The sequence below is a fragment of the Idiomarina sp. UBA4520 genome, from assembly GCF_002388365.1.
GTDB lineage: Bacteria > Pseudomonadota > Gammaproteobacteria > Enterobacterales > Alteromonadaceae > Idiomarina > Idiomarina zobellii.
Genome location: NZ_DGMK01000022.1, coordinates 16,005 through 41,630, shown reverse-complemented (window position 1 = coordinate 41,630; position 25,626 = coordinate 16,005). Strand labels below are relative to the sequence as shown.

Sequence of the window (25,626 nt, the reverse complement as noted above, 5' to 3'; positions counted from 1 at the left end):
AACCTCCTTACTTCTCTTCCAGCATGGGTAAATCAAGCCCTTGTTCACGGGCGCAGTTTTTCGCAATATCGTATCCGGCATCAGCATGACGCATAACACCTGTGCCCGGGTCGTTCCACAAGACACGACTTAAGCGTTTATCGGCAGCCTCTGTACCGTCGGCTACAATCACCACACCCGCGTGCTGAGAGTAACCCATACCAACACCACCACCATGGTGCAGGCTGACCCAGGTCGCGCCGCCAGCTGTATTCAGCAACGCATTCAGCAGCGGCCAGTCAGAAACTGCGTCTGAACCGTCCTGCATGGCTTCGGTTTCGCGGTTAGGGCTGGCAACTGAACCGGAATCCAAATGGTCACGACCAATCACGATTGGCGCTTTTAACTCGCCACTTTTAACCATGTCATTAAAAGCGCGAGCAATGCGGGCACGATCTTTCAGGCCTATCCAGCAAATGCGTGACGGCAAGCCCTGGAAGCTAATACGCTCTTTGGCCATATCCAGCCAGTTGTGCAAGTGCTCATTATCAGGAATGAGCTCTTTGACTTTCTGGTCAGTTTTGTAGATGTCTTCCGGGTCACCCGAAAGTGCCACCCAACGGAATGGGCCTATGCCTTCGCAGAACAGCGGACGAATGTATGCCGGTACAAAGCCCGGGAAATCAAAGGCATTATCCACGCCAACGTCTTTGGCCATTTGGCGAATGTTATTGCCGTAATCCAGTACCGCAGCGCCTTCTTTCTGGAAGTGCAGCATAGCGCGTACCTGCACTGCCATCGACTCTTTCGCCGCCGCTACTGTACCGCTGGGGTCGCTTTCCTGCTTCGCTTTGTAGTCATCCAGTGTCCAACCCTGAGGTAGATAGCCATGTAGCGGATCATGCGCTGACGTTTGGTCGGTCACAACATCAGGCGTTACGCCGCGTTTTTGAAGCTCTGCATACACATCTGCCGCATTGCCCAATAAACCCACAGAAATCGCTTCGCCCTTGTCTTTAGCATCGTTAATCAGCTGCATAGCTTCATCGAGGCTGGTGGCTTTGTGATCGACATAACGGGTACGCAAACGAAAATCGATGCGGGTTTCGTCACACTCAACGGCAAGCATACAAAAGCCCGCCATAGTCGCGGCCAGCGGTTGAGCGCCGCCCATACCACCAAGACCACCAGTCAGTACCCACTTACCTTTTGCGTTACCGTCGAAATGCTGACGTGACACCGCACCAAAGGTTTCGTAAGTGCCCTGAACAATGCCTTGCGAGCCAATGTAAATCCACGAGCCGGCGGTCATCTGGCCGTACATCATCAGGCCTTTCTTATCGAGCTCGTTAAAGTGGTCCCAGTTCGCCCATTCGGGCACCAGGTTAGAGTTTGCAATAAGCACACGTGGCGCGTCTTCATGCGTTGGGAATACGCCCACTGGTTTACCTGACTGAATCAATAATGACTCGTTTGGCTTTAGACGCTCTAACGTCTCTACAATTTTGTCATAGCATTCCCAGCTACGCGCCGCGCGACCAATACCACCATAAACAACCAAAGCTTGCGGATGCTCCGCCACTTCGTCATCCAGGTTGTTCATGAGCATGCGCTTGGCCGCTTCTACCTGCCAGTTACAAGTGGTTAGCTCGGTGCCGTGAGGTGCGCTTATTTTGCGACTTTTATCCAAACGGGTGAATGACATACATTACTCCTTAAACGTTAGGTGGCCGCCTAATTTAAAGCGAGAGCCCGGATGCGTCAGCGTGGCAAAAGTGACCACGCCGCCAGAGCTCCAGGTGCGGCGAAAAATTCGTAAACAAGGCTCATGACGGTCTATGCTTAAGTATTGGCACACCGAATGAACCGGTAAAATAGCTTCAATTTGGTGACTGGCTTCGGTCAGTGGGCTCACCACACAGAGATATTCGTGCGGCGTCACTTTGCTGTAGTCTTGCTTGAGGTAGTCAGGCACCAGCGTCGGGTTAACGAAGCGCTCTTCTAACTGCACGGGCTGATCGTTCTCGTAGTGCGTTATCAGCGAGTGATACACAGGAGCGCCTTCTTCTAACTCTAACGCTTCAGCAATTTGTGCCGAGGCTGGCTGCTCTTTCAGCAGGTGCACTTTGGCGCGGTAGTCATGACCACGCGAGCGTACTTCGTCGGCAATGTTGCGAATGGCCATAAATGACGTTTGCGACTTGATAGGCGCTACATAAGTGCCAGAGCCCTGAGTGCGTATCACTAACCCTTCGTCAGCCAGCTCCTGTAATGCTCTGCGCGCCGTCATTCGACTCACAGAGAACTGTGTACAAAGGGCATTCTCCGAGCTAACAGGGTGGTTTTCGGGCCACTCGCCAGACTCAATTTTGTGATAAATGTGCTCTTTAATTTTCGTAAATTTATTCACCGCATTCCTCACCGCTAAACAGGCAGTTGTGGTGAGAAAGTTTAGTGGAGAATAATTGTATATACAAGCTTGTTTTGTTATTCTTTTTTTCATCGCAAATCAGAAAGGATTATTATGCAGCGCATCGAAAATATTACTGCCGCTACCATGTCTGATGACGCCGGTTATGGGCTCATACAAGACGCCGTGGTTATTATCAACGACGGTAAAGTTGAGTTTGTGGGGCCTGCTTATGATGCCCCGGCAACGCCAACCGCGGACGTTGTTGATGGTAACGGCGGGTTGCTGACACCCGGACTTATCGATTGCCACACGCATTTAGTCTGGGCTGGGTCTCGCGCCAATGAGTTTGCGCAGCGTCTGCATGGCATCAGTTATCAGGAAATTGCCGAGCAGGGCGGCGGTATTAAAAGTACCGTCAAAGCCACTCGTGAAGCCAGCGAAGAAGAGTTACTGGCTCTTGCCTTAGAGCGTGCAGAAACGCTCATGTCACAAGGCGTCACTACGCTGGAAGTGAAGTCTGGTTATGGTCTCGATTTGGAAAACGAGCGAAAACAGTTAAAAGTCGCTCGTCAGCTGTCCGAAAAACTGCCCGTACAAGTGAAAACCACCTTACTTGCTGCGCATGCCGTACCACCTGAATATAAAGATAACGCCGACGGCTACGTTGATGACATTGTCAGCAGCATTCTGCCGACGTTAGCTCAGGAAGGCCTTGTCGATGCGGTTGATGCCTTTTGTGAAAGCATTGGTTTCAGTATAGAGCAGACTCGTCGGGTATTTGAAAAGGCGAAAGCGCTTGGCTTGCCTGTGAAGCTGCACGCCGAGCAAATTACCAACCAACAAGGCGCAAAACTCGCGGCTGAGTATCAAGCGCTGTCGGCTGACCATTTAGAGCAGTTAGACGAGGACAGTGTTAAAGCAATGGCCGAGAACGGTACTGTGGCCGTATTGCTACCGGGCGCTTTTTACTTTCTGCGTGACACTCAAAAGCCGCCCATTGAGTTATTAAGAAAATATAAGGTACCTATGGCGGTAGCAACCGATGCTAACCCAGGCTCGTCGCCCATCCATAATTTACCGCTGATGCTACAAATGGCGGCAACCTTCTTTCATTTAACCCCCGAGGAATGCTTGCGGGGCGTTACGGTCAATGCGGCTAAAGCTCTGGGAGAAAACAGTCGAGGCGTTATCGCTGAAGGAAATTACGCTGACTTAGCATTATGGAAATGTCAGGATGCAGCAGAGCTAACCTACCAAACCGGGGTTAACCCACTGCAAACATTGTGGTTTAGCGGCGTCGCTCACGACCGTGTAAATAAGCCGTGGTCAGCTCGCTAAGCAGCTGGCCACATATTTTCATGCCTTCTTCAAAACCGGCGCTGCACAGCGACGGCGCCGCTTCTGCTAAGTGCAAATAGCGGGTTTCATTAACTTCAGACAAGCGTTTTACATACTGAAAACCCTGCGCCAAACTCAACCCTGCATAGTTAACCGCGCTGGCTGGCACCGCATTTAGTGCGTCGACATCCACTTCAATACCTAACGGACGTTGCCAGGAGTCTGCTTTGGCAACCACTTCATCCATCACTTCATAAAATGGGCGTTCGTACAGTCGGTGTAAGGTGTGATAACGCATACCGGCGTGTTGCAGCTGTCGTAAGCTTTCGGCTGAGTTTTTACCCTGGTGCAGGCCAACCACATGGTAATACTCTAACGCCCCTTCCATGTAAGCATAGCTAAAGCCATTACCAGAATGACGGCCTTCTCTTGGACGAAAGTCTGCATGGGGGTCTAAGTTGACGGAGCCACAAGCCTCTTCAGAGACTTCCGACAAGCTTTTCAAAAGCGGGTAGGCATTATTATGGCCACCGCCTATAACAATCACTTCAAAACCTTGTTCAAACAGCGGGGTTACAACAGCCCGGACTCGCGCATCCACTTGCGCGCAAAGCGCTCTTAATTCCGCTAAGTCGTGTGGGTTTTTCGCATCTAAATCTGCTGCTTTATCCATCAAGTCGGCACAATTTACGGCACCAACTAACAGCAATTCGTGGGTGGATAATAAACCAGTTTTTTGTAGGTTCAGAAAGCTTTTTAAGAACGCCTGCCAACCGTCTTCTGCGCCGGCGCGTCCGAGGTTGCCTCGCACACCAATGCTCTCCGGAATACCGACTAAAGCAACGCGCTGACCGTCGTCCCAGGCACTTTTTAAACTCTCTTCGTAGGTCCCTTCTTCTGAAAGAACCCGTATTGCCTGACCTATTTTCGTTTCATGCTCTCTGACATTGACCCATTTCGCCGGGTCTGTCAGTTCCAGAAAAGAAATATCACTCATTACTCAATATCAAGTGGCTCTGGTGACAAGATAACGCCTGTGGTGTCAACGTATAGGTGATCGTCAGGCAGGAAGGTAACGCCACCGAAATTCACCGGCACGTTAAATTCGCCAATACCGTCGCTCATTGCAGCAACCGGAATTGAGGCAACGCCAAGAATACCAATATCCAACTCTTCCAGCGCATCAACATCGCGGACCGAGCCGTAACAAACGATGCCTTCCCAGTCGTTGTCCATGGCTTGCTCAGCAATGGCCGCATCAATAAGTGCACGACGTGAGGAGCCACCGCCATCGACTAAGAGCACTTTACCCCCACCGTCTTCGGCGACTGTTTCTTCAATAATGCCTTTGTCTTCGTGACATTTAACAATCACTAAGCGCCCACCGAAAGACGGTCGTCCGCCGTAGGATTCAAACATGGGTTCTACCACATCCACCATGTCGGGATATAGGTCACAAAGTTCTGAAGTATTGTATTCCATGAGCGTATCCTAAAGTCGCTGTTGGCTAGGGCTAGGAGTATACCTGCTATCCTCTTATTACTAAAGGATTCAATAGCAGTGAACGAACCTCTTGAATTATAGAATAAAAACCCGTTTAATCTAGGTAACTATAAGAATAATAAAAGCAGATTAAATCTTAATGCCTCAGCTCGATCTGATCACCAGTCTGGCCATAGAAACCTTTACGCATTCAATACAAGCGTTGTTTTTACTGGGTTTCGCAGCCCTACTTCTGTATTACTATAGCTTCTACCGCCGAGATTACCTGCGTTACTGGTCGTTTGCCTGTTTCGCTTTTGGTCCCAGTGAACTTATTCGGGCACTATTAGCCGGCAGCGCCATGGTCGATCCGGAATCAACCCTGGGATGGTCCAGTGGCTTACAGGGTATTGCTCTGACCCTACAGTATTTGGCTATAACCTTTATTGGTCTCGGCGCCAGCTGTGCTGTTTTTAATAACAAACCGAAGCAATACTGGCTGTACGTTGCTTATGCCGCGTCATTGTTTGGCGGCATTATCTCTTACTTCTGGCTAGAGCCCTCCATTAGCTACACATCGAGTAGCCCGAATTCCGGCTTTATGCACTTTCTGGTTACTGGCCTGGCGTTATTCGTTATCGGTGTTTTCATGTGGCGACGTTTGGGCTCAGGCGTTGGCCCTAAGTTAGTTTCTGCGGGCTTTCTCAGCATTGGTATAAAGAACTTCATCGTACTTTACGGCCTGTATACCATTACCGGTAACTCACTGGACTGGCTACTTAGCTTCCAGGCGTTAGTTACCGTTATAATTATTGCCGCCGTTATGGTTGGGCTCATTATTTGGCTGTTAGAGTCCGAGCGAAATACCGCCGTTCGCGCTATTCAGCGCGCCGAGTATCTGCATACTCATGACGCACTGACTGGCGTGTCTAACCGCGATCAGTTAGTCAGTAAAATTCCGCTGTTTATTGAGTACTGTCGCAGTAATAACCGTCATTTAACGGTCATGTTAGTCGGTATTAGCCGTTTTAAAGTGGTTAATGAAAACATGGGTATTCGCGGTGGCGACCAGGTCCTCAAGGAGGTCGCCAGACGTCTGCAAAACTTCTATAAGCAACCACTGACTGTTGCCCGCATTAGTGGTGACGTATTTGCCGTTGCTTTTGACCACCTGAAAAGCCGCAACCGTATCAAAGACCTGGCCGTCGAAATACAAAACCGCATTGCTGAGCCCATTGAAGTTAACGATGAAACCGTCAATATCGTAGCCGGAGTGGGTATTTCACGGTATCCGCAACATGGAACGCGCTCAGAAGTGCTTATCAACAAGGCAACTATCGCACTCACGCAGTCCAAAGAGTCCCACCAACCTAAAGTGACTTTTTACGAACGCGGCATGGACGAGATGTATTCACACCTGGTGGATATGGAGCCGGTACTGCGTAAAGCAATGAACGAAAACGAATTCCAGCTGTACCTACAGCCGCAGTTCGATTTTGATCATCAACAGCTTTGTGGCTTTGAAGCTCTTATTCGCTGGCAACACCCAGAGCGAGGCCTACTGAGTCCGGTCGAGTTCCTGCCCTACATTGACCAGTTAGGGTTGTCGGCTGAGCTGGATGATTGGGTGCTTAATGAGGCAGCGAACATTCTTATGCACTGGAAACGTCTGTTTGGAGTGTGCTGGCCTATTGCCGTGAATTTATCGGCGCCCCAATTCCAGCATTTCCAACTCATAGAGAAAATGGAGCGCCTGCAGCAGGAGTTTGGTTTTGAGCCAGAATGGCTGGAGCTGGAAATTACTGAAAACGTTGCCATGTCAGACTTGCATAACGGCATGAGCGTGATTCAGCGGTTACGTGAAATGGGTTACGGTATCGCGATAGATGACTTTGGCACGGGCCATTCTTCGCTGGCGTATTTACGTTCACTGCCTATTAATAAAATTAAAATTGATCGCAGTTTTATTAGCGAGCTGCAACACAGCAATAACGATGTCACTATTCTAAAAGCCATGATTCGCCTTGCCCACGGCTTGGGTAAACGGGTTATCGCGGAAGGTATTGAAACCGAAGAACAGCAAGACATTCTGCAAAAACTAGGCTGCGATATGATGCAGGGCTATTTTTACTCACCGCCTATGCGCCAGCAGTTCGCAGAGCAGTTCATCGAGCGCCAAATTCAGGGCAATAAAAAACCGCTACCACGCGATGTGGCAGCGGCTTATTAGTCCTACTTTACGGTTACAAGATGAAGCGGCTTAAGTCTTCGTCTTGTGACAACTGGCCGACATGCTCATCCACATAGGCCGCGTCAACCGTTAGCTTTTCACCACTGTGATCGGTCGCGTTGAATGAAATTTCTTCCATTAAGCGCTCCAGCACCGTATGTAAGCGACGCGCGCCAATGTTTTCAGTGGTTTCGTTGACGTGGAAAGCCACTTCAGCAATGCGCTGAATGCCGTCTTCTGTAAACGTGACTTCCACACCTTCAGTGTTTAGCAGCGCATGATATTGTGTCGTCAACGACGCACTTGGCTCTGTCAGAATGCGAACAAAGTCACCACTGGTTAGCGCTTCCAGTTCAACGCGAATAGGCAAGCGTCCCTGTAATTCAGGGATTAAATCCGACGGCTTGCTCATCTGGAAAGCACCAGAAGCAATAAACAGGATATGATCGGTCTTAATCATACCGTGCTTAGTATTCACCGTGGTACCTTCGACCAATGGCAACAAGTCACGTTGTACACCTTCGCGGGAAACATCCGGACCACTGGTGTCGCCACGCTTACAAATTTTGTCAATTTCGTCTAAGAAGACAATGCCATTCTGCTCAACCGACTCAATAGCCGCTTCTTTAACGTCATCGGGGTTCAGAAGTTTGGCCGCTTCTTCTTCAACTAACTGCTTGTATGCATCTTTAATACGCATTTTGCGTGCTTTGGTCTTGTCGCTGCCCATGTTCTGGAACATGTTTTGTAGCTGCGACGTCATTTCTTCCATACCCGGTGGCGCCATAATTTCAACACCCATTTGCGGCATGGCTAAATCAATTTCAATTTCTTTGTCGTCCAGCTGGCCTTCGCGTAGCTTCTTGCGAAACACCTGACGCGTACCACGTTGCTCTTCGCTCTCAGTCTTCTCTTCCTGCTGCGCCCAACCCGATTGAGAGGTTGTTTTCGCCGGCGGCAACAACACGTCCAAAATACGCTCTTCTGCCGCTTCTTCTGCACGGTAGCGAACACGCTGCATCATTTCCTCGCGCGTTTGCTTCACTGCTACGTCAGTTAAGTCTTTAATAATGGACTCAATCTCTTTACCGACGTAACCCACTTCGGTGAATTTGGTCGCTTCAACTTTAATAAAAGGCGCCTTTGCCAACTTCGCTAAGCGGCGGGCAATTTCAGTTTTACCCACACCCGTTGGGCCAATCATCAAAATGTTTTTAGGCGTTACTTCCTGACGCAGGTCATCATCGAGCTGCATGCGGCGCCAGCGATTTCTTAACGCCACCGCCACAGCTTTTTTTGCATTGTCCTGACCAATAATATGGCGGTTCAATTCATCAACGATTTCTCTTGGGGTCATCTCCGACATCTTAACTTTTCCCCTTAGTTATCTTGTCTTCGACAATCGACTCTTGCTCTTCAATGGTTTGATTGCCGTTGGTGTAAACGCAGATATCACCCGCTATGGTCAGTGATTTTTCCACAATATCGCGGGCGTTTAGTTCAGTATTCTCTAATAAAGCGCGAGCGGCAGACTGGGCAAAAGGACCACCCGAGCCAATAGCAATGAGGTCATTTTCCGGCTGAACGACGTCGCCGTTCCCGGTAATGATTAATGAGGACTCTTTGTCAGCAACCGCTAGCAAAGCCTCCAGACGCCTCAACGCCCGATCGGTGCGCCAGTCTTTCGCCAACTCGACGGCAGCACGCATAAGGTTGCCCTGGTGCTGTTCGAGTTTAGCTTCAAAACGTTCGAATAAGGTAAAAGCGTCCGCTGTACCGCCGGCAAAACCAGCCAACACCTGGTCATTATAGAGACGGCGAACTTTGCGAGCATTGCCTTTCATTACAGTGTTGCCAAGAGATACTTGGCCGTCACCACCAATGACAACTTTGTCACCACGGCGTACTGATACGATAGTAGTCAAATCTGGACCCTCTTTTTGTCTTTGCGTCAATTTCTGACAACGATGACCAGTATCTGAGGGTCCTTTGAGGATTTTTCAATGGTGGGTTGAGACTAATCGATGTTCCAGTTCCAGATAGCGCAACCAAATACCTGATTACGCTGCAACTTATGGCGATCACGCTCGGCGTCACGTTTGCTTTCATAAGGGCCCAGGATAACGCGATACCACAAGCCGTTACTGCCTTCGGTGGCACGAACCTGCGACTCTAACCCCGCCATCGCAATTTGGGCGCGCAAACGCTCAGCGTCAGACTGCTGGCGGAATGAGCCACACTGCATGAGTTTTGGTGGTCCCGCTTCGCGTTCAGGCACGTCAACTTCCACTTCTTTGCTTTCCAGCTCTTCAATATAGCGCCAGCGCTCAGCTGACTTCTCCGGAAGCAGGTCCGCCGGCGGTGCCTGAACTTCAGGTTGGTTGGCCTGTTCCTCCGACTTGCCGCTAATAGACACCAGAAAATAGACAAAGCCAGCAATAATTGCGACTGCAATAATCACGATAGCCCAAGGGACTGGCTGTCTGTCATGAACCGGCTTAGCGCCACGTTGCGTTTTCTTGCTACTGCCCTTTTTCTTCGACGGCTTGCGCTTGTTTTGCTTTGGCTTACGATTCGCGTAATCCATACTCAACTACATTTTCTCCAGCGTTGGAATACCCAGTAAATCTAAGCCCTGTTTCAAGACATTGGCCGTTAACCTTGCCAGCTTCAAACGACTGTTGCGCAGTGCTTCGTCTTCCTGATTCAAAATTGGGCAGGCTTCGTAGAAGCTCGAGAAACGCCCCGCCAAATCAAACAAATAACCGCATAAAAAGTGCGGCATGGCTTTATTCTGCACCTGAACCAACACCTCGTTGAAACGAACCAGTTGGTTTGCCAGCGCAAGTTCACGCTCGTCGTCTAAAATGAAGTCGGCACTTTCATCAAAGCCGGTCTCACCCAGACGGTAAAAAATACTGTTCACACGGGTAAAGGCGTACAACAAATACGGGGCCGTATTGCCTTCGAATGTCAGCATGTGATCCCAGTCGAAAATGTAATCGCTGGTGCGGTTTTTCGATAAGTCGGCGTATTTCACCGAGCTAATGCCAACCACTTCAGCAACACGTTTTTGCTCGTCTTCGGTTAGGTCGGTTGTTTTTTGTTGCAGCAGCTCCAGTGCGCGGCGCTCCGCTTCGTCCAGCAAGTCGGCCAGCTTAGTCACACCACCGTCTCGACTCTTGTATGGCTTACCGTCTTTGCCCATAACCGTACCGAAACCGTAATGGTCCAGTTTAATATCGCCTTCGACAAAACCGGCTTTGCGAGCCAGTGTAAAAATCTGGTCAAAGTGCAATGACTGACGCGCATCGACAAAGTACATGAGGTGGTCACCGCCTAAGACTTTTTGACGGTACTCAATAGCTGCTAAATCAGTGGTTGCGTACAAGTAACCGCCGCCTTTTTTCTGAACAATAATTGGCAGAGGCTCGTCTTCTTTGCCTTTAAATTCTTCTAGGAAAACACACTGTGCGCCCTGGTCTTCCTTCAACAGTCCTTTTTCACGCAGGTGCTCAATAACGCCCGGCAGCTTATCGTTGTAGGCACTTTCTGCCATCACGTCGTCGCGCGTTAACTTAACACCTAAACGGTCGTAAACGTCCTGACAATGACTCAGTGAAACATCAATAAACTGATTCCACAGCTTCAAACAATACTCGTCGCCAGACTGCAGTTTCACCACCAATTGACGTGCGCGTTCAGCAAACTCTTCGCTTTCGTCAAAGCGTTGTTTCGCCGCTTTGTAGAAAGTTTCCAGGTTGCTCAGTTCGTACTCTGCCGACTGATTGTCCAGCGCTTCCATGTACGCCAACAGCATACCGAACTGTGTACCCCAGTCGCCCACATGGTTTTGACGAATGACTTTATGGCCTAAAAATTCACTCACGCGAGACACCGCATCGCCAATAATGGCCGAGCGCAAGTGGCCTACGTGCATCTCTTTTGCCAGGTTTGGTGACGAGTAGTCAATAACGATGGTTTCGCTGTTATCCGCGACATCGACGTTCAAGCGGTCACTACTGAACATAGCGCTCAGCTGATCTTTCAACTGGTCCTGAGAGATAGTGAAATTAATAAAACCCGGCCCGGCAATATCAGTTTTTGCCAGCAACGTATTTTCTGGAATTGCCTCAATAATGGCTTCTGCTAACTGACGCGGGTTTGACTTAGCAGGCTTCGCCAACATCAGTGCGAGGTTCGTCGCAAAATCACCGTGCGATTTGTCTCGGGGACGGTCCAACTTAATGTTTACTGGGAGATCATCAGGCAAAGTGCCCTGTGTTTTAAGTTGACCAATCGCTTCGGCCAGTAACTGTTCAAGTTGTTCTTTCATTAATGCGACTACCTGTATGAAAAATCGAAGAGGAAATTCAAGACGCTCAAATTCAAAGCGTATAGTTTAATCGCTACGCCCGATAAAAAAAACCGCTTAAGCGTTAATCAGCTAAAGTCTTGTGGGTCGATATCCAGCGACCAACGTACTTTTTTCAATAACGGCAAGGCGTTAATTTGCGGCAGCAAGTGCTCAATAAGCTGAAACCGCAGCTTCCTTGATGAGCAATGTAACAGCAATTGATACCGGTAACGACCGGCTTTACGTTCCATCAGGGCCGGCATTGGGCCTAATAAAAAAGCCCCTTCTACGTCGGGCATTAACTGCTGAATTTGAGTCATTGCCTGTATGACCGCGTCGCGGTCGGTTGCTTCTGCCCGAAACAGTGCCAAATATGAAAATGGCGGTAACTCACTTTGCTGACGTTCAGCAAGGGCGGTTAACGCAAAGTGCGAATACCCGTTATTGAGCAAGTCCTGAATAAGCTCATGTTCAGGGTGATGGGTCTGCAATACCACTTTACCCGCTTTATGCTCCCGCCCGGCACGTCCAGCAACCTGGGTATACAGCTGCCCCAGGCGTTCTGCTGCACGAAAGTCCGCACTGTACAGCGCACCGTCAACATCCAGCAAAGCGACCAAAGTAACATTGGGAAAATGGTGCCCTTTTGCCAGCATTTGCGTACCAACCAACAGCGGGTACTCGTTATTAGTCGCTTTTTGCAGGTATTCGTCCAGCTGGCCTTTGCGACGTGTAGAGTCCCTGTCAATACGCAGCACACCACGCCCCGGGAACAAGTCTTTTAATGTGTGTTCCAGCTGCTCGGTGCCAACCCCATGCGAAATAAGCTGCGGCGAACCACACGAGCCGCATTGTCGCGGTATCCGCTGCTGGCTACCACAATGGTGACACTGCAGTTGCTGGTGAGTCTTATGCACGGTGTAATAGGCGTCACAGCGGTGGCATTGCGCCAGCCAGCCGCACTCATGACACATCAGTGCAGGCGCAAAGCCACGGCGGTTTAAAAACAGTAACACTTGGTTGCCGCGCTCAATTTCGGTTTGAATTTGCTCCTGCAACGCTTTTGAAATACCGGCTTTTACCGGTTGCTGTTTCAAGTCAATAAGCTCGTGCTTGACCATTTCCGCGCCGCCGGCTCGCTGACCCAACTTAAGCCAGTGGAAACGTTTACTCACCGCGTTATTTAACGTTTCTAAAGAGGCTGTCGCACTGCCAAGTACCAGTGGTATGTCCAACAATGCCGCGCGCTTCGTGGCTAAGTCCCGCGCATGATACCGAAAGCCGTCCTGCTGTTTGTAAGACAAGTCATGTTCTTCATCCACAACAATAAGGCCGAGCTTTTGGCAGGGGGTAAACACCGCCGAACGGGTGCCAATAACAATGGCAGCATGGCCATGCTTTGCATCCAGCCAGGTATTTAAGCGCTCGCGGTCACTCATGGCAGAGTGCAGCATCACCACAGGCACATCGAAGCGCTCTTTAAAGCGCTGCAGGGTCTGCGGTGTCAGGCCAATTTCCGGCACCAATACCAACACTTGCTCACCACGTTCCAGCACCGGTTGCATGGCTTGTAAATACACTTCTGTTTTACCACTGCCGGTAACCCCCTCCAGCAACAACGTACTATGCTTGCGCTGCTGGTTAATGGTCGATACCGCCACAGCCTGCTCGGTATTCAGCGAGTGACCTTCCTCACGCAATACCGTCTGCTGACTGCGCCAGTCTTTCGGCTTCTTCGGTGCCCGTTCCTGAACGGTTATCCAACCTTTGTCCTGCAACGTTCTGAGCACCGCCGAGCTTACGCCAATATCACTTAAGTCACTGCGCCGCAGCGGTTGGTGCTTCAGAGCGGCCAACACCTGCTGCTGTCGTGTTGCCCCTTTCAAATCGTTAATGGATTGCGCCAGCCCCAAGTCGGTTAACGCGTAAAAGGTTTCGGTTAAATACTCGGGTGCATCGCCTTTTCGCAACAGCACCGGCAAACTGTTTGCCGCCGCATCACCCAACGAGTGATGGTAGTAATCGGCCGCCCAGTTAACGAGCTGCCAAACATCGTCTGGCCATAACCGCTTAGAGTCGAGCACGTTTTTTATGTATTTCAGCTCAAATTCAGGCGCAGGATCATTTGCTTCACTGACAACATAGCCAACCAGCTGACGTTGCCCGAAAGGTACGCGCACTCTTACGCCCTGCGGCAATGGCTCAGGGCTGTTGCACAGGTAGTCATAAGTTTGTCTAAGAGGCAGTGGCAACGCAATTTTATAGCGCCGCTCACCACTGGTATTGGCTTGCGTCATGGCTCTATTTTGAAACGCGGACACCGATAATACAAGGCAATAGATTCTGCTTGATCACAAGCCGTTGATCGCTTAAAATGCGCGGCTCTTAAATCATTGATGTTTTTTTGCGCATGGTGTTCGGCTTTGGATCGAATGGCGATGCGGCCCATAACTGAGGTAACCCCATGAAACAAGGTATTCATCCTAAGTACGAAGCAATTAACGTAACTTGCTCTTGCGGCAATAAATTTGAAACTCGTTCTACCCGCACCGAAGACTTGCTGGTTGACGTATGTTCAGAGTGCCACCCATTCTACACTGGTAAGCAACGTGTAATGGACACTGGTGGTCGTGTCGACAAATTTAAGAAGCGTTTTGGCGCTCTGGGCAAGAAATAAGCCTAAGAAAAGCTATAGAAAACGCTACTTTAGAGTAGATTTATTAGAAAAGGCGCTAAACAGCGCCTTTTTTGTTTCCCGCACCGCTGAAAAGCCTATTGTTAAAGAAAAGTTAACCGGTGTACTTTTAACCACCCTAAAAGTTTACTGCCAGCTAACTTACGGGAGGTATGATTTGTTTCTTCACTGAGAAGCGATAGACTGTCATTATTCTCAGTAACGCAAATTGGGCAACGCACCTCATGACTGACTTTCGCCAACAGGCACTGGACTACCACGAATACCCAACCCCCGGAAAAATATCGGTTGAGCTCACCACCCCCGCTGAAACCAGTAAAGACTTAGCATTGGCATACAGCCCAGGTGTTGCCGAGCCCGTGCGAGAAATAGCACAAGACCCGGACAATGCCTATCGTTACACCGCAAAAGGCAATATGGTCGCGGTTATTTCCAACGGCACCGCTATTCTTGGTTTAGGTAACTTAGGTCCGTTAGCCTCTAAGCCGGTTATGGAAGGTAAAGCGCTGTTGTTCAAGCGCTTCGCCGGGCTGGACTCAATAGATATTGAGGTGAGTCACCGCACCACACAGGACTTTATCAATACGGTCGCTAACATTGCCGATACCTTCGGTGGTATTAACTTAGAAGATATTAAAGCGCCCGAGTGCTTCGAAATTGAACAAGCGCTAATTGAACGCTGTAATGTCCCGGTTTTTCACGATGATCAGCACGGTACCGCCATTGTTACCGCTGCCGGTATGCTCAACGCACTGGAAATTCAGGGTAAAAAACTGGCTGACTCACGCATTGTTTGTTTAGGTGCCGGCGCTGCCGCTATTGCTTGTATGGAGTTGCTGATTAAATGCGGCGCTCAGCGCGAGCACATTTATATGCTCGACTCAAAAGGCGTTATTCATACACGCCGCGACGACTTAAATGAGTACAAGCAACTGTTTGCAAACAACACCGACAAGCGCACATTAAAAGACGTTATTGACGGTGCAGATATTTTCGTTGGCGTGTCGGGCCCCGATTTATTAAGCCCGGAAGAGTTAAAACTCATGGCACCCAACCCGGTTATATTTGCCTGCTCTAACCCTGACCCGGAAATTAAACCTGAAGTAGCAATGGCTGCGCGAGATGACCTTATTATGGGGACAGGTCGCTCTGACTATCCAAATCAGGTTAATAACGTACTTTGCTTTCCGTTTATGTTCCGTGGGGCGTTAGACGTACGGGCTACCGCTATTAATGACGAAATGAAAGTAGCGGCGGTAGAAGCCATTCGCCAACTCGCCAAAGAAGAAGTGCCCGAGTCGGTACTGAAAGGCGCAGGTGAGAAATCGCTAACCTTCGGCAGAGACTACATTATTCCTAAGCCAATTGACCCACGTTTATGTCAGCGTGTCGCCCGCGCAGTTGCGGAGGCCGCAGTGAAGTCCGGCGTCGCCAAAATCGATATGCCGGACAATTATATGATGGATTAATCGTCCAATTCGTCGTCGGTGGGGATGGGCAAACCACGTTTTTCCAGCTCATCTCGCACCGCTTTTGGTATTTTCTCAGGGTTCGTTTTTTTCAAGTCATCGTCTGTGGGTAACGGCTGCCCCGTAAAAGCGTGTAAAAAAGCCTCACACAGTAGTTCGCTGTTGGTAGCATGGCGCAAATTGTTAACCTGACGGCGAGTTCGCTCATCCGTAAGAACTTTCAGTACGCGGGTCGGAATAGACACCGTCACTTTTTTTACCTGTTGGCTCTTACGACCATGTTCAGCGTATGGGTAGATGTATTCACCGTTCCACTTCATTATTTTTGCCCTGCGTTATAACAAAACCACATAAGTTATATTGAATTGTACCCAACTGAGCCGCCCCGTCAATTTTTATCCGTCTAGATGGCTAAAAATTGCTGACATTTGCGTCACAATATTTTAGCCTTAGGGAAACAGCGCTTTCCAAAGCCACAGTAGACGCAGAGTTATTAAGGAAAAAGGGATGACAGACGTACCGATCACTGACGCAGAAAAACAAAACGTGGCTGACAGCGTGCAAGTACATAAATTTGGCGGCAGCAGCTTAGCAGACGCATTCTGTTACCGCCGCGTTGCGCGTATTGTAACAGAATACGCCGGCGCCAGTGATCTCGTTGTGGTTTCGGCGGCTGGCGACACCACCAACCGCATACTTGCCATTATTAACGCCAAAGACAATCCAGGCGACACGGCATCTATTTTACTTGACCAACTCGAGCAGTTTCAGCAGGGGCTTATTACAGAGTTATTAAGCGGTGATTTGGCTGAACGTTTGCTTGAGCAGTCACGCAAGGACTTTGCCCGTTGGCGTCAATGGCTGGCCGGCGAAGAAATAATAACGCACAACGCAGAGCTTTTATCTTACGGTGAGCTCTGGTCTGCCCGCTTACTGGCGGCTTTACTGCAAAAGCAAGGTACACGTGCCGACTACATCGATGCCCGTGACTTTTTATTAGCCGCCGATGCCCCTGAACCCGTTATTCAGGTCGAAAAATCACGCGAGAATTTGCTCAAACGTGTCGCGCCGCACTCAGGCACCCGTTTTATTGTCACTGGCTTTATCGCACGCGGTTTAAATGGCGAAAGCCTGACATTGGGTCGTAACGGCAGTGACTACTCCGCTACCTTGGTCGGCAGTTTGCTCGACGTAAAACAAGTCACGATTTGGAAAGACGTTGCCGGTGTTTATTCCGCCGATCCGCGCAAAGTCGAACGAGTTGTCAGTCTACCAACGCTCGACTGGACCGAAGCCGAAGAATTGGCTCGTCTGGGCAGCCCGGTTCTGCACCCCAGAACCTTTCAGCCGGTCGACCGTAACCGCATGGTCATTTCCGTTCGTTCCAGTTTGAAAGTGGAAAACCAGAAAACCCGCATTGGTCAGTTCCACGACACAGAGCCTCGCGGCAAAGTATTCACGTCGCTTTCTGAAGTGTTGCTGTTTAAAGTACAGCTGCACGACAAAGCGCTTGTTAAAAAGCTCGACGAGCTGGACTTAACGCCACTAGTCAGCTGGGTAGAGCCGGAAAATCACACTCAATATTTAGTCTTTCACCAAAACCATGCCGACTACCTTAACGAGTGGCTCGACAAGGTCGATGCCAACGATGCCATTACACAAATTCGCGGCTACTCAATGTTGGCCATTGTGGGCAATCGCATTCAGGAAACCGATCAGTTTTCGACCTTCAAACTGCAACTGTCTGAGCAAAAAGTACGTCGCTTCGTACTCAGTGAAAAAGGTGATTCTGCCGTTGCTATTTTAGAGCAATCACTCGACAGCCGACTGCTTAACCGCCTGCACAGCCAGCTCTTTAACTATCGCCGCAGTTTGGGTGTTTTAGTGATTGGTCGCGGCAATATTGGCAGTGCCTGGCTCGAGTTGTTCCGTCAACAGCGTGACCGCATTAACCAAGTCATGGACGTACGGGTTATTGGCATTGCTAACTCACGCCAGCTTTGGCTGGATTACAACGGGGTCGACTTAGGTGAGTGGGCCAGCGACTTTGACCGTTTGGCACGCCCTTATGTGTTAACCGAACTGCTAAGAGAGCTACCTAACGCGCCTTATGACGAACTTGTCGTTATTGATTTAACCGATGCCAAACAGATAGCGCAACTGTACCCAAGCTTGTTTGCCAACGGCATGCACATTATTAGCGCCAACAAGCGCGCAGGCTCGGCCGACGAGGCTTTGTACCGCGAAATACGCACCATTCAACACGAGTACAAACGCGAGTGGCTATACAACACCACGGTTGGCGCCGGGCTTCCGCTTAACTATGCCATTAACGACCTGCGTAACTCAGGCGATGAAATTCGCAGTATTTCGGGCATATTCTCCGGCACAATGTCCTGGTTGTTCGAAAACTTCACCAAAGGCGTCAACTTTAGTGACTTAGTCAAAGAAGCCAAGACCCGAGGTTACACCGAGCCGGATCCACGCGAGGATCTCTCCTGTCAGGACTTAGTCCGAAAACTGCTTATTCTTGCGCGCGAAATTGGCTTAAAACTCGACTGGCAGGACATACAGGTTCAGTCGCTGGTGCCAGAGCATTTGCGGGATATATCTGCTGCTGAGTTTATGGATAAAGTAACGGATATGGATGAACCCATGAACCAAATGCTGGAAGAAGCGGCGAAAGACGCAAAAGTACCGCGCTTACTGGCCAGCTTTTCGGTGAGCCAGGACAATAAAGTCACTGCAAGCATTGGTATTGAATACATACCTGAGGGCGATATGCTGGCGAACCTTATTCCAGGCGAGAATATCTTCGTGATTTATACAGACTGGTATTCGGAAATGCCATTAGTAATTAGCGGCCCGGGAGCCGGCAAGCACGTCACAGCCGGCGGGGTGCAGTCAGACCTTAACCAGCTACTTGGGAAGCTGTCTGTCGGTCATTAATTTTCGGTTCAATAGGCGGGCGTTAAAACAACCCGCCTTCATCCTCGAATATATCGTCGTTGTTACTGTCGCCGCGAACGTACTCCGTAGGCTCTGTACCTTTAATAAAGTACTCGAACCGTGAGGTATAGTCGTTTTTGCGCGACAGTTTGCCGGTTTCTAAATCGATACGAACATTCACCACGCCCGGCGGAATACTAAATTCTCGCGCCGGGTATTCAGGAATCGCTTTTTCCATAAAGAGTATCCAGCCCGGTAAAGCTGTTTTTGCGCCGGCTTCACCGCCTGTTATCGCTTGTTGGCTCGAGTCCACGTCAGGGTGCTTACTGGTGCGCCCCAGCTTTCTTGAAACGTCATCAAAACCAACCCAGGTGGTCGTCACTAAGCCTGAAGTGAAACCCGAGAACCAAGTGTCCCGCACGTCATTGGTGGTACCGGTTTTACCGGCAATGTTACGACCCACTTCCTGAGTAATAGGCTTCGAACGCTGAATACGCCAGGACGTACCATTCCAGCCGGTGCCATTTGGCCAGCTGCCACCACCCCAAACGGCAGAGTTCATTGCCTGCTCAACCAAAAACGCGTTCTGTTCGCTAATAACTTGAGGAGCTGGCTTTTCGCAGTCGTAACAAGCCCGCACCGGATCAGCCTTATAAACCGTATTGCCATCCATATCTTCAATTCGGTCGATAAAGTACGGTTCGACTAAAAAGCCGCCATTCGCAAATACCGCATAGGCCCGTGCCACTTCCATTGGGGTCATCGATAACGAGCCCAGTGACAGCGATTCATTTTCAGGAATGGTATCTCTTTTTAAACCAAACTTAGCAATGTGGTCGGCAACTTTCTCAACACCAACCTCGCGAATTAAGCGCACAGATACCACGTTTTTAGACTTCGCCAGGCCTTTTCTCAAGCGAATAGGCCCTTCATAGACCTCGGGCGAGTTCTTTGGACGCCACGCAATGCCTGACCCCGGGTTCCATTGGTTGATGGGTGCGTCATTGACCAAAGTTGCTAACGTCAATCCTTCTTCAAACGCCGCTGAATAAATCAATGGCTTTATGTTCGACCCCACCTGACGCTCGGCCTGCAGCGCCCGGTTGTATTGACTCAGAGTGAAACTATACCCACCAACGACGGCAGCCGCGGCGCCATCGTCTGGTCTTAGCGACGCAATTGCTGAACTCGGCTCGGGTATTTGCGCTAAACGCCATTGCTCGTTAACGGTGCGCAACCAAATAACGTGTCCCGGCTGCATAATATCGGATGCGGTTTCTGGTGGCTCGCCCTGACGCTCTTCATTGAGGTATTCGCGCGCCCAGTGCATCGACTCCCAGGGCAAAGTAACAGCACCAGCGCCTTTGACCATCACAGTTGCCGTCTGCTCCTCAACGCCAGTAACAACAGCAGGTGTTACATCGCCAATGCGTTTCAGCTGCTCTAAATACTGCTCTATTTCTTCTTGAGGTAACGCTTCCTGGCCTTCTTCTTCAGACCAGAGAATACTGATAGGTCCGCGATAACCGTGACGTTCGTCGTAGCTATGCAGGTTATCCCACACGGCTTGACGGGCGGCTAACTGAACATCACTTTTTACCGTTGTGTAAACGTTGTAACCGCCGGTATAAGCCTCTTCTTCACCGTAACGGTCGACCATTTCCTGACGCACCATTTCAGCCAGGTAAGGTGCACTCACGGTAACTTCGGCACCATGTCGACGCGCTGTCACCGGCGCATTGGCCGCTTCATCAAATTGCGTGCGAGTAATTTTGTTTTCATCCAGCATACGCAGCAGTACAACTCTGCGGCGCTCTTTTGACGCCTGCGGATGAGAAATAGGATTTAAGTTAGAAGGCGCTTTCGGCAAACCTGCCAGCGTCGCCATTTGTGCCAGCGTTAACTCATGCAGCTCTTTACCGTAATAAACCTGGGCTGCTGCACCAATACCGTGAGCTCGATGACCGAAGGTAATTTTATTTAAGTAAAGCTCCAGAATTTCGTCTTTACTCAGTTGCTGTTCAATATGCACAGCAATAAAGGACTCTTTAATTTTACGCATGAGCGCGCGCTCAAACGTCAAAAAGAAGTTGCGCGCCAGCTGCATAGTAATGGTACTGGCCCCTTGCTGCACTTCGCCGGTTGTTATGAGTACGCTAAACGCCCGCATAACACCAATAGGGTCAACACCAAAGTGTTCGTAAAAACGACTGTCTTCGGTCGCCAGGAAGGCATCAATAAGTGGCTGAGGTACATCTTCGAGCTTAATAGGAATACGGCGCTTCTCACCAAATTGTGAGACTAGGTGCCCGTCGGCGGTAAACACCTGCATTGGGGTCTGCCAACGAACGTCGCGCAGCGTTTCGACACTAGGCAGTTCGGGTTTGACGTATAAATAAAGTCCACCAACTGTTGCACCACCAAGAACCACACAAATTAACATTGTGTAGAGTAGCCTTTTAAACCACTTCAATGACCTGCTCCATAACCACTTAAAATGTAACTGTCGGCAAAATAAGCATTTTCCGACACTACCTACCGTTCAATTCCTACCCGCATATTATGGCGGATTTTTGTTCAGAACACTACGATTGCATCTGGCTTTTACACAATAAGGATATTGTTTCATGTCGCTGCTTGAGCAAACACCCATCGCGGTCTGTATTCAGCAAGAAAATTGTAAAATTTTGCAGCTGAACAGAAGCCACGGACGCTTTACCGTTCAGAACTTTGCCCACGAACTGACCGCCCAATTAACCACCCAGCGGTTCAAACGCTGTGGCTTAATATCAGCGTTAGACTATCAAGCCGTGCATTACCAGCAGCTGTCTAACGAATCTTCTACCGTCAGTGTTGAGGAAAGTATTTTACAGCAGCTGCCCTCAACTATGGACAACGAAGCCGGTTTTTCTTACGACTTTATTCAGCATGACAGCGGTCAAATCGAGGCAGCGATAAGTTCGGAGCGTGCACTGCAACAGTTAATATCGGACTTGGCGCCTCTTAACATTCCGGTCAAAGTCATTGAGCCTATTTACCATTCGATAATTCGTGCCACCAATACTCTCATTCCGTATTTATGGCCGGAAGGTGCTCGCTTTTCCTCGAACATGAAATGGATTATTGCCGAGTTGCGCCAAAAGGTGTCGACACTCATTTATTGCGAAAGCGGGCGCTTTCAGCGGTTCGAGAAACTGGCCACTGCGGAGTTATTGCAACAGGTCTCTGATATGGACGACTACTGGCTATTCAGCTTTGGCGATAAAGTCGCGCAATCCGCATTGCGCACAACGTGTGAGAGCCAGTCTTTCAGCAAGCACATTGCTTTATCTACCGCACCGCTGTTTGCTGACGAGCCCGCGCCCACTGTGTCCGCCTTAGACAACGAAATAGCCCTTGTCGGCTTAGCTCTCAGAGGGTTCAGTCAATGGCATCGTTAAACCTGGTTTCCAAAGACAACCGCTATCATGTTTTTAAGCATCCGGCGCTGAGTTTTATTGGTGTTAGCTTGTGTCTGGGCGCTATTGCCTTAACGGCGCAGTTTATTGTCAGTTATCAGCCCATTATAGATAACGCCAATAAAATAGCTCTGCAGCAGTCTCAACAGTTAGAAAGCCGCAAGCACAAACAACACATTTATGAAAAGCAGCGACAAGCACAGGTTAAAAGAGACGCCTTTTTGCGCAGGCAACAAAGTGTCAGTGATGAACTGAATGCATTTGCCGGGCTTCTAGAGAAACTGCCTATCGAGTCCGGCGAAGCCAGCATTAAGCTGAGCAACAGCCGACTGGAAGTGACCTCATTATACGACCGTATCGCCCAAACCGAGGCGTTAAAAAACTGGTTGAACGCGCACTGGAAAAACCCGGAAGTTGCCAGCTCCCTGCATCAGCAACTTCTGCCTGAAAAGCGCGTGCTGTTTGTACTAGAAAGGTCATCGTCATGAAAAGCTCGGTCACAAAAGCTATCGGCTTCTGGTCAATCTTATTTGTTGCTATTTGCATTCTTTGCGCTGTGTCGGCCTATTTTTTTACCGCACATCAGTCGCACCGGTTACGTGAGCTTATTTCAGATAACGCAGAGCAGTTAGCCAGCCCCATTCCGACGCTTGCCGGAGAGCCTGCTAAGCTGAGTCCGTCAGCGCCAGTGGATGAGCTGTTATCTGATATTGTCCAACGCTACCCCATTAACCTTCACTACCAACGCTCTGGCTCTGCAGACAGCACCTGGCTGGTCACCATTGAAGCCGAACCCCAACAAGCAACGCGGTTCCTCGCTGAAGTTGTTCGTTCTCAATACAAACAATATTCACATTTTCCGGAGACAGAAAGCCTGCGTTGGGAATCGCTGGGCGCTATCAACAGTGGTGTTTACGGCGTACTCCAGTGGCAATTTCGGTGGCAAACCGAGCACAGCATCAGCCAATTAGAGAAGCCCATATACGCTAACCATTTTAAGCCCATTAATGTGCCGACCTTGTCCTGTTATGACAAACCATTTAGCGGCACACAGCCTCATTTTGTTGTGCCTCAAATGTCTGATGCAAGGTTAACCGCCATACAAACCGCTCCCAACCGAAAAGCCATTTTTAAAAGCCAAAACCAGAAGTGGGTAACGGCTTTAGAGGGCGACTGGTTAGGACAACACACCCAACTCGACACAATTCATTCAGACAGCTTAATCCTTTCTCACTGGCAACAGTCCGGAGACTGCTGGCATAAACACTCTGAACAACTGCGCATCAACAAGGAAAGTGACGCTTCATGAAGCATTTTATAACAACCTGCCTACTGGCCTCTTTATTTCTATTCCACACATCTTCTGTGAGCGCGAGTCGCTTAGACTGGACGTTTCTTTTGTCTGAGCAGCAGCTAAATGAGCCTGTTTCGCTGTCTACGGACGGCCTGCCGCTTCGACAGTTACTGCAACTGCTGGCCGACCAGCATGAGCTGAATATTCTTATTGGTAACGACATAAGCGGAGAGTCGACCTTAAAACTGAACGGTGTCACCTGGAGAAATGCCTTTGAAAGCGTCGTCAGTACACACGGCCTGCATTTAAAGCGGCAGGGCGATTTGTTGTGGGTAACCACCGAGCCTCAGGAGCAAGAAGACAACGACGAGCGTACCTCTACTCTTTTGCGCATCAACTTTGCCAAGGCCGCAGACTTAGCCGCGTTACTGAAGAACGACCAGCAAAGCTTCTTGTCGGAAGGCGGTGCCGTTAGCGTCGACGAACGCACCAATACGTTGATTATTCGCGACACGCCCGAGCAAATCGAGTCGGTTCGTCGCGTCATTGAAAAACTAGATATTCCGGTGCAACAGGTGCTCATTGAAGCGCGCATGGTTACCGTTAAAGCCAACGTGAGTAAAGCTCTGGGCGTACGCTGGGGTGCTTCTAACTATGGGTTGTCGGTGCCGGAAGAAGGAGCCGGTTTTATTAAAGGTATGCACGTCGACTTACCTGTCACCAACCCGGCAGGCACCTTTTCAGCCAACTTAGCCCGGCTTAGCGACGACATTCTGCTCGACTTAGAGCTCACCGCACTAGAGCAGGAAAATAAAGCCGAAATTATTACCAGCCCGAAAATATTTACCTCGAACCAGCAAGCAGCCTACATTGAACAAGGCACGGAGATTCCCTATGTTGAAACCGCAGCGCACGGTGCCACCGCGGTGCAGTTTAAAAAAGCAGTTATGGGCCTTAGCGTGACGCCATTGATCACACCCAACAATCATGTACTGATGGACTTAACCATTACCCAAAATACGCGAGGCGACACCGTCGCAACGCCCACCGGCCCCGCTGTCGCCATAGATACCCAGGAAATGTCCACTCGGGTGCTGGCTCGCAATGGGGAAACCATCGTACTTGGCGGAATATTTCAGGAACACAGCTTGAATGATGACAGTCGCGTCCCCATCTTAGGGTCTGTTCCAGTGTTAGGTAGTCTGTTCTCACATGAGCAGCAACGCAAAGAGAAACGTGAGTTGATGATATTCGTCACACCAACGATTCTGCAGCAAAACTAACACGGCTACCAATGGCTATTGCTAAAGTGACTCCGAGTTGAGATAATCCCGCTTCTTTTCGTTGGGTTGGGAGATTCTCCAGACACTCCGGATTCGTGAGTTACAGCTAATTTTAACCAATGATGTAAGCAGGAATATGGCTGAGAAACGTAATATTTTTCTTGTTGGGCCCATGGGGGCTGGCAAAAGTACGATTGGCCGTCAAATCGCCAGACAATTACATTTAGACTTTTATGACTCTGATTCAGAGATAGAGCGCCGTACCGGTGCGGATATCAGCTGGGTGTTTGAGCTGGAAGGTGAAGAAGGCTTCCGCGCGCGTGAAGAGAAAGTCATAGAAGAACTCACTGAGAAAATGGGCATAGTGCTTGCGACTGGTGGCGGCTCGGTAATGAGCAAAGAAAGCCGTAACCGTTTATCAGCCCGGGGTATTGTGGTTTATTTAAAAACCCCTATTGAGAAGCAATTAGCACGTACCCAGCGTGATAAACGTCGCCCTCTTATTGCAGAAGCAGACGACCCGCGTGAAGTATTAGAAGAGCTTGCTGACGTACGTAACCCGCTGTACGAAGAAATTGCGGACATTACCGTACAAACTGACGACCAAAGTGCAAAATTTGTCGTCAATGACATTATTGATCAGCTCGATACCATTAACGGGCTGGGATAAAACAAAGGA

At 49.7% G+C, this 25,626-nt stretch carries 21 protein-coding genes; 10 read left to right on the top strand and 11 right to left on the bottom strand.

Going from position 1 to position 25,626, the window contains the following annotated elements; translation table 11 throughout:
• Positions 1–7: 7 nt before the first annotated feature.
• A complete protein-coding gene (gene hutU, locus B3850_RS11085) occupies positions 8–1,684 on the bottom strand; it encodes a urocanate hydratase (RefSeq protein WP_286911750.1) in 1,677 nt (558 codons plus the stop codon).
• A 3-nt stretch (positions 1,685–1,687) separates the two neighbouring features.
• The gene (gene hutC, locus B3850_RS11080; RefSeq protein WP_053953381.1) at positions 1,688–2,389 is read right to left on the bottom strand and encodes a histidine utilization repressor; all 702 of its coding nucleotides are present in this window, start codon (positions 2,387–2,389) and stop codon (positions 1,688–1,690) included.
• A gap of 114 nt (positions 2,390–2,503) precedes the next feature.
• Here hutC and hutI point away from each other — a divergent pair, with 114 nt between their 5' ends.
• A complete protein-coding gene (gene hutI, locus B3850_RS11075; RefSeq protein WP_286911749.1) occupies positions 2,504–3,730 on the top strand; it encodes an imidazolonepropionase in 1,227 nt (408 codons plus the stop codon).
• On the opposite strand, the gene B3850_RS11070 is transcribed toward hutI, so the two are convergent.
• Positions 3,681–4,727: a formimidoylglutamase gene (locus B3850_RS11070; RefSeq protein WP_286911748.1), complete on the bottom strand. Its 1,047-nt coding sequence runs from the start codon at positions 4,725–4,727 to the stop codon at positions 3,681–3,683. The genes hutI and B3850_RS11070 overlap by 50 nt on opposite strands.
• On the bottom strand, positions 4,727–5,212 hold the full coding sequence (gene rraA, locus B3850_RS11065; RefSeq protein ID WP_053953384.1) for a ribonuclease E activity regulator RraA: 486 nt from the start codon (positions 5,210–5,212) through the stop codon (positions 4,727–4,729). The genes B3850_RS11070 and rraA overlap by 1 nt, the downstream gene beginning before the upstream one ends.
• A gap of 160 nt (positions 5,213–5,372) precedes the next feature.
• On the opposite strand from rraA, the gene B3850_RS11060 reads away from it, so the two are divergent.
• Positions 5,373–7,442, top strand: a complete 2,070-nt coding sequence (locus B3850_RS11060) for a putative bifunctional diguanylate cyclase/phosphodiesterase (protein ID WP_286911747.1) — start codon at positions 5,373–5,375, stop codon at positions 7,440–7,442.
• A 13-nt stretch (positions 7,443–7,455) separates the two neighbouring features.
• On the opposite strand, the gene hslU is transcribed toward B3850_RS11060, so the two are convergent.
• From hslU to priA, 5 genes are all read right to left on the bottom strand, one after another.
• Positions 7,456–8,808 carry an ATP-dependent protease ATPase subunit HslU gene (gene hslU / locus B3850_RS11055; RefSeq protein ID WP_273269731.1) on the bottom strand — a complete coding sequence of 451 codons (1,353 nt, stop codon included), beginning with the start codon at positions 8,806–8,808 and terminating at the stop codon, positions 7,456–7,458.
• 1 nt (position 8,809) lies between these two features.
• Positions 8,810–9,367 (bottom strand): ATP-dependent protease subunit HslV, encoded by a 558-nt coding sequence (hslV, locus tag B3850_RS11050; RefSeq protein WP_058578528.1) that lies wholly within the window; start codon positions 9,365–9,367, stop codon positions 8,810–8,812.
• Between the two features lie 92 nt (positions 9,368–9,459).
• A complete protein-coding gene (locus B3850_RS11045; RefSeq protein ID WP_286872541.1) occupies positions 9,460–10,029 on the bottom strand; it encodes an SPOR domain-containing protein in 570 nt (189 codons plus the stop codon).
• Positions 10,030–10,035: 6 nt separating this feature from the next.
• Positions 10,036–11,778 (bottom strand): arginine--tRNA ligase, encoded by a 1,743-nt coding sequence (argS, locus tag B3850_RS11040; protein ID WP_286872544.1) that lies wholly within the window; start codon positions 11,776–11,778, stop codon positions 10,036–10,038.
• 107 nt (positions 11,779–11,885) lie between these two features.
• A complete protein-coding gene (gene priA / locus B3850_RS11035; protein WP_286911746.1) occupies positions 11,886–14,096 on the bottom strand; it encodes a primosomal protein N' in 2,211 nt (736 codons plus the stop codon).
• 167 nt (positions 14,097–14,263) lie between these two features.
• On the opposite strand from priA, the gene rpmE reads away from it, so the two are divergent.
• Complete coding sequence (rpmE, locus tag B3850_RS11030; RefSeq protein WP_053953391.1) at positions 14,264–14,476, top strand: 50S ribosomal protein L31; 213 nt, start codon at positions 14,264–14,266, stop codon at positions 14,474–14,476.
• Positions 14,477–14,718: 242 nt separating this feature from the next.
• Positions 14,719–15,963: a malic enzyme-like NAD(P)-binding protein gene (locus tag B3850_RS11025; RefSeq protein ID WP_053953392.1), complete on the top strand. Its 1,245-nt coding sequence runs from the start codon at positions 14,719–14,721 to the stop codon at positions 15,961–15,963.
• Here B3850_RS11025 and metJ read toward each other — a convergent pair.
• Complete coding sequence (gene metJ, locus B3850_RS11020) at positions 15,960–16,283, bottom strand: met regulon transcriptional regulator MetJ (RefSeq protein WP_053953393.1); 324 nt, start codon at positions 16,281–16,283, stop codon at positions 15,960–15,962. The genes B3850_RS11025 and metJ overlap by 4 nt on opposite strands.
• A 187-nt stretch (positions 16,284–16,470) precedes the next feature.
• On the opposite strand from metJ, the gene B3850_RS11015 reads away from it, so the two are divergent.
• Positions 16,471–18,912, top strand: coding sequence for a bifunctional aspartate kinase/homoserine dehydrogenase II (locus tag B3850_RS11015; RefSeq protein ID WP_286911745.1), 2,442 nt, complete (start codon positions 16,471–16,473; stop codon positions 18,910–18,912).
• A gap of 22 nt (positions 18,913–18,934) precedes the next feature.
• On the opposite strand, the gene B3850_RS11010 is transcribed toward B3850_RS11015, so the two are convergent.
• Positions 18,935–21,385, bottom strand: a complete 2,451-nt coding sequence (locus B3850_RS11010; RefSeq protein WP_286911744.1) for a penicillin-binding protein 1A — start codon at positions 21,383–21,385, stop codon at positions 18,935–18,937.
• A 154-nt stretch (positions 21,386–21,539) separates the two neighbouring features.
• On the opposite strand from B3850_RS11010, the gene B3850_RS11005 reads away from it, so the two are divergent.
• From B3850_RS11005 to aroK, 5 genes are all read left to right on the top strand, one after another.
• The gene (locus B3850_RS11005; RefSeq protein WP_273268314.1) at positions 21,540–22,352 is read left to right on the top strand and encodes a hypothetical protein; all 813 of its coding nucleotides are present in this window, start codon (positions 21,540–21,542) and stop codon (positions 22,350–22,352) included.
• Positions 22,340–22,858 carry a hypothetical protein gene (locus B3850_RS11000; RefSeq protein WP_053953397.1) on the top strand — a complete coding sequence of 173 codons (519 nt, stop codon included), beginning with the start codon at positions 22,340–22,342 and terminating at the stop codon, positions 22,856–22,858. The genes B3850_RS11005 and B3850_RS11000 overlap by 13 nt, the downstream gene beginning before the upstream one ends.
• Positions 22,855–23,679, top strand: coding sequence for a hypothetical protein (locus B3850_RS10995; protein WP_286874681.1), 825 nt, complete (start codon positions 22,855–22,857; stop codon positions 23,677–23,679). The genes B3850_RS11000 and B3850_RS10995 overlap by 4 nt, the downstream gene beginning before the upstream one ends.
• Positions 23,676–24,947, top strand: a complete 1,272-nt coding sequence (locus B3850_RS10990) for a type IV pilus secretin PilQ (protein WP_286874679.1) — start codon at positions 23,676–23,678, stop codon at positions 24,945–24,947. The genes B3850_RS10995 and B3850_RS10990 overlap by 4 nt, the downstream gene beginning before the upstream one ends.
• A 136-nt stretch (positions 24,948–25,083) precedes the next feature.
• Complete coding sequence (gene aroK / locus B3850_RS10985; protein WP_053953400.1) at positions 25,084–25,617, top strand: shikimate kinase AroK; 534 nt, start codon at positions 25,084–25,086, stop codon at positions 25,615–25,617.
• Positions 25,618–25,626 lie beyond the last annotated feature (9 nt).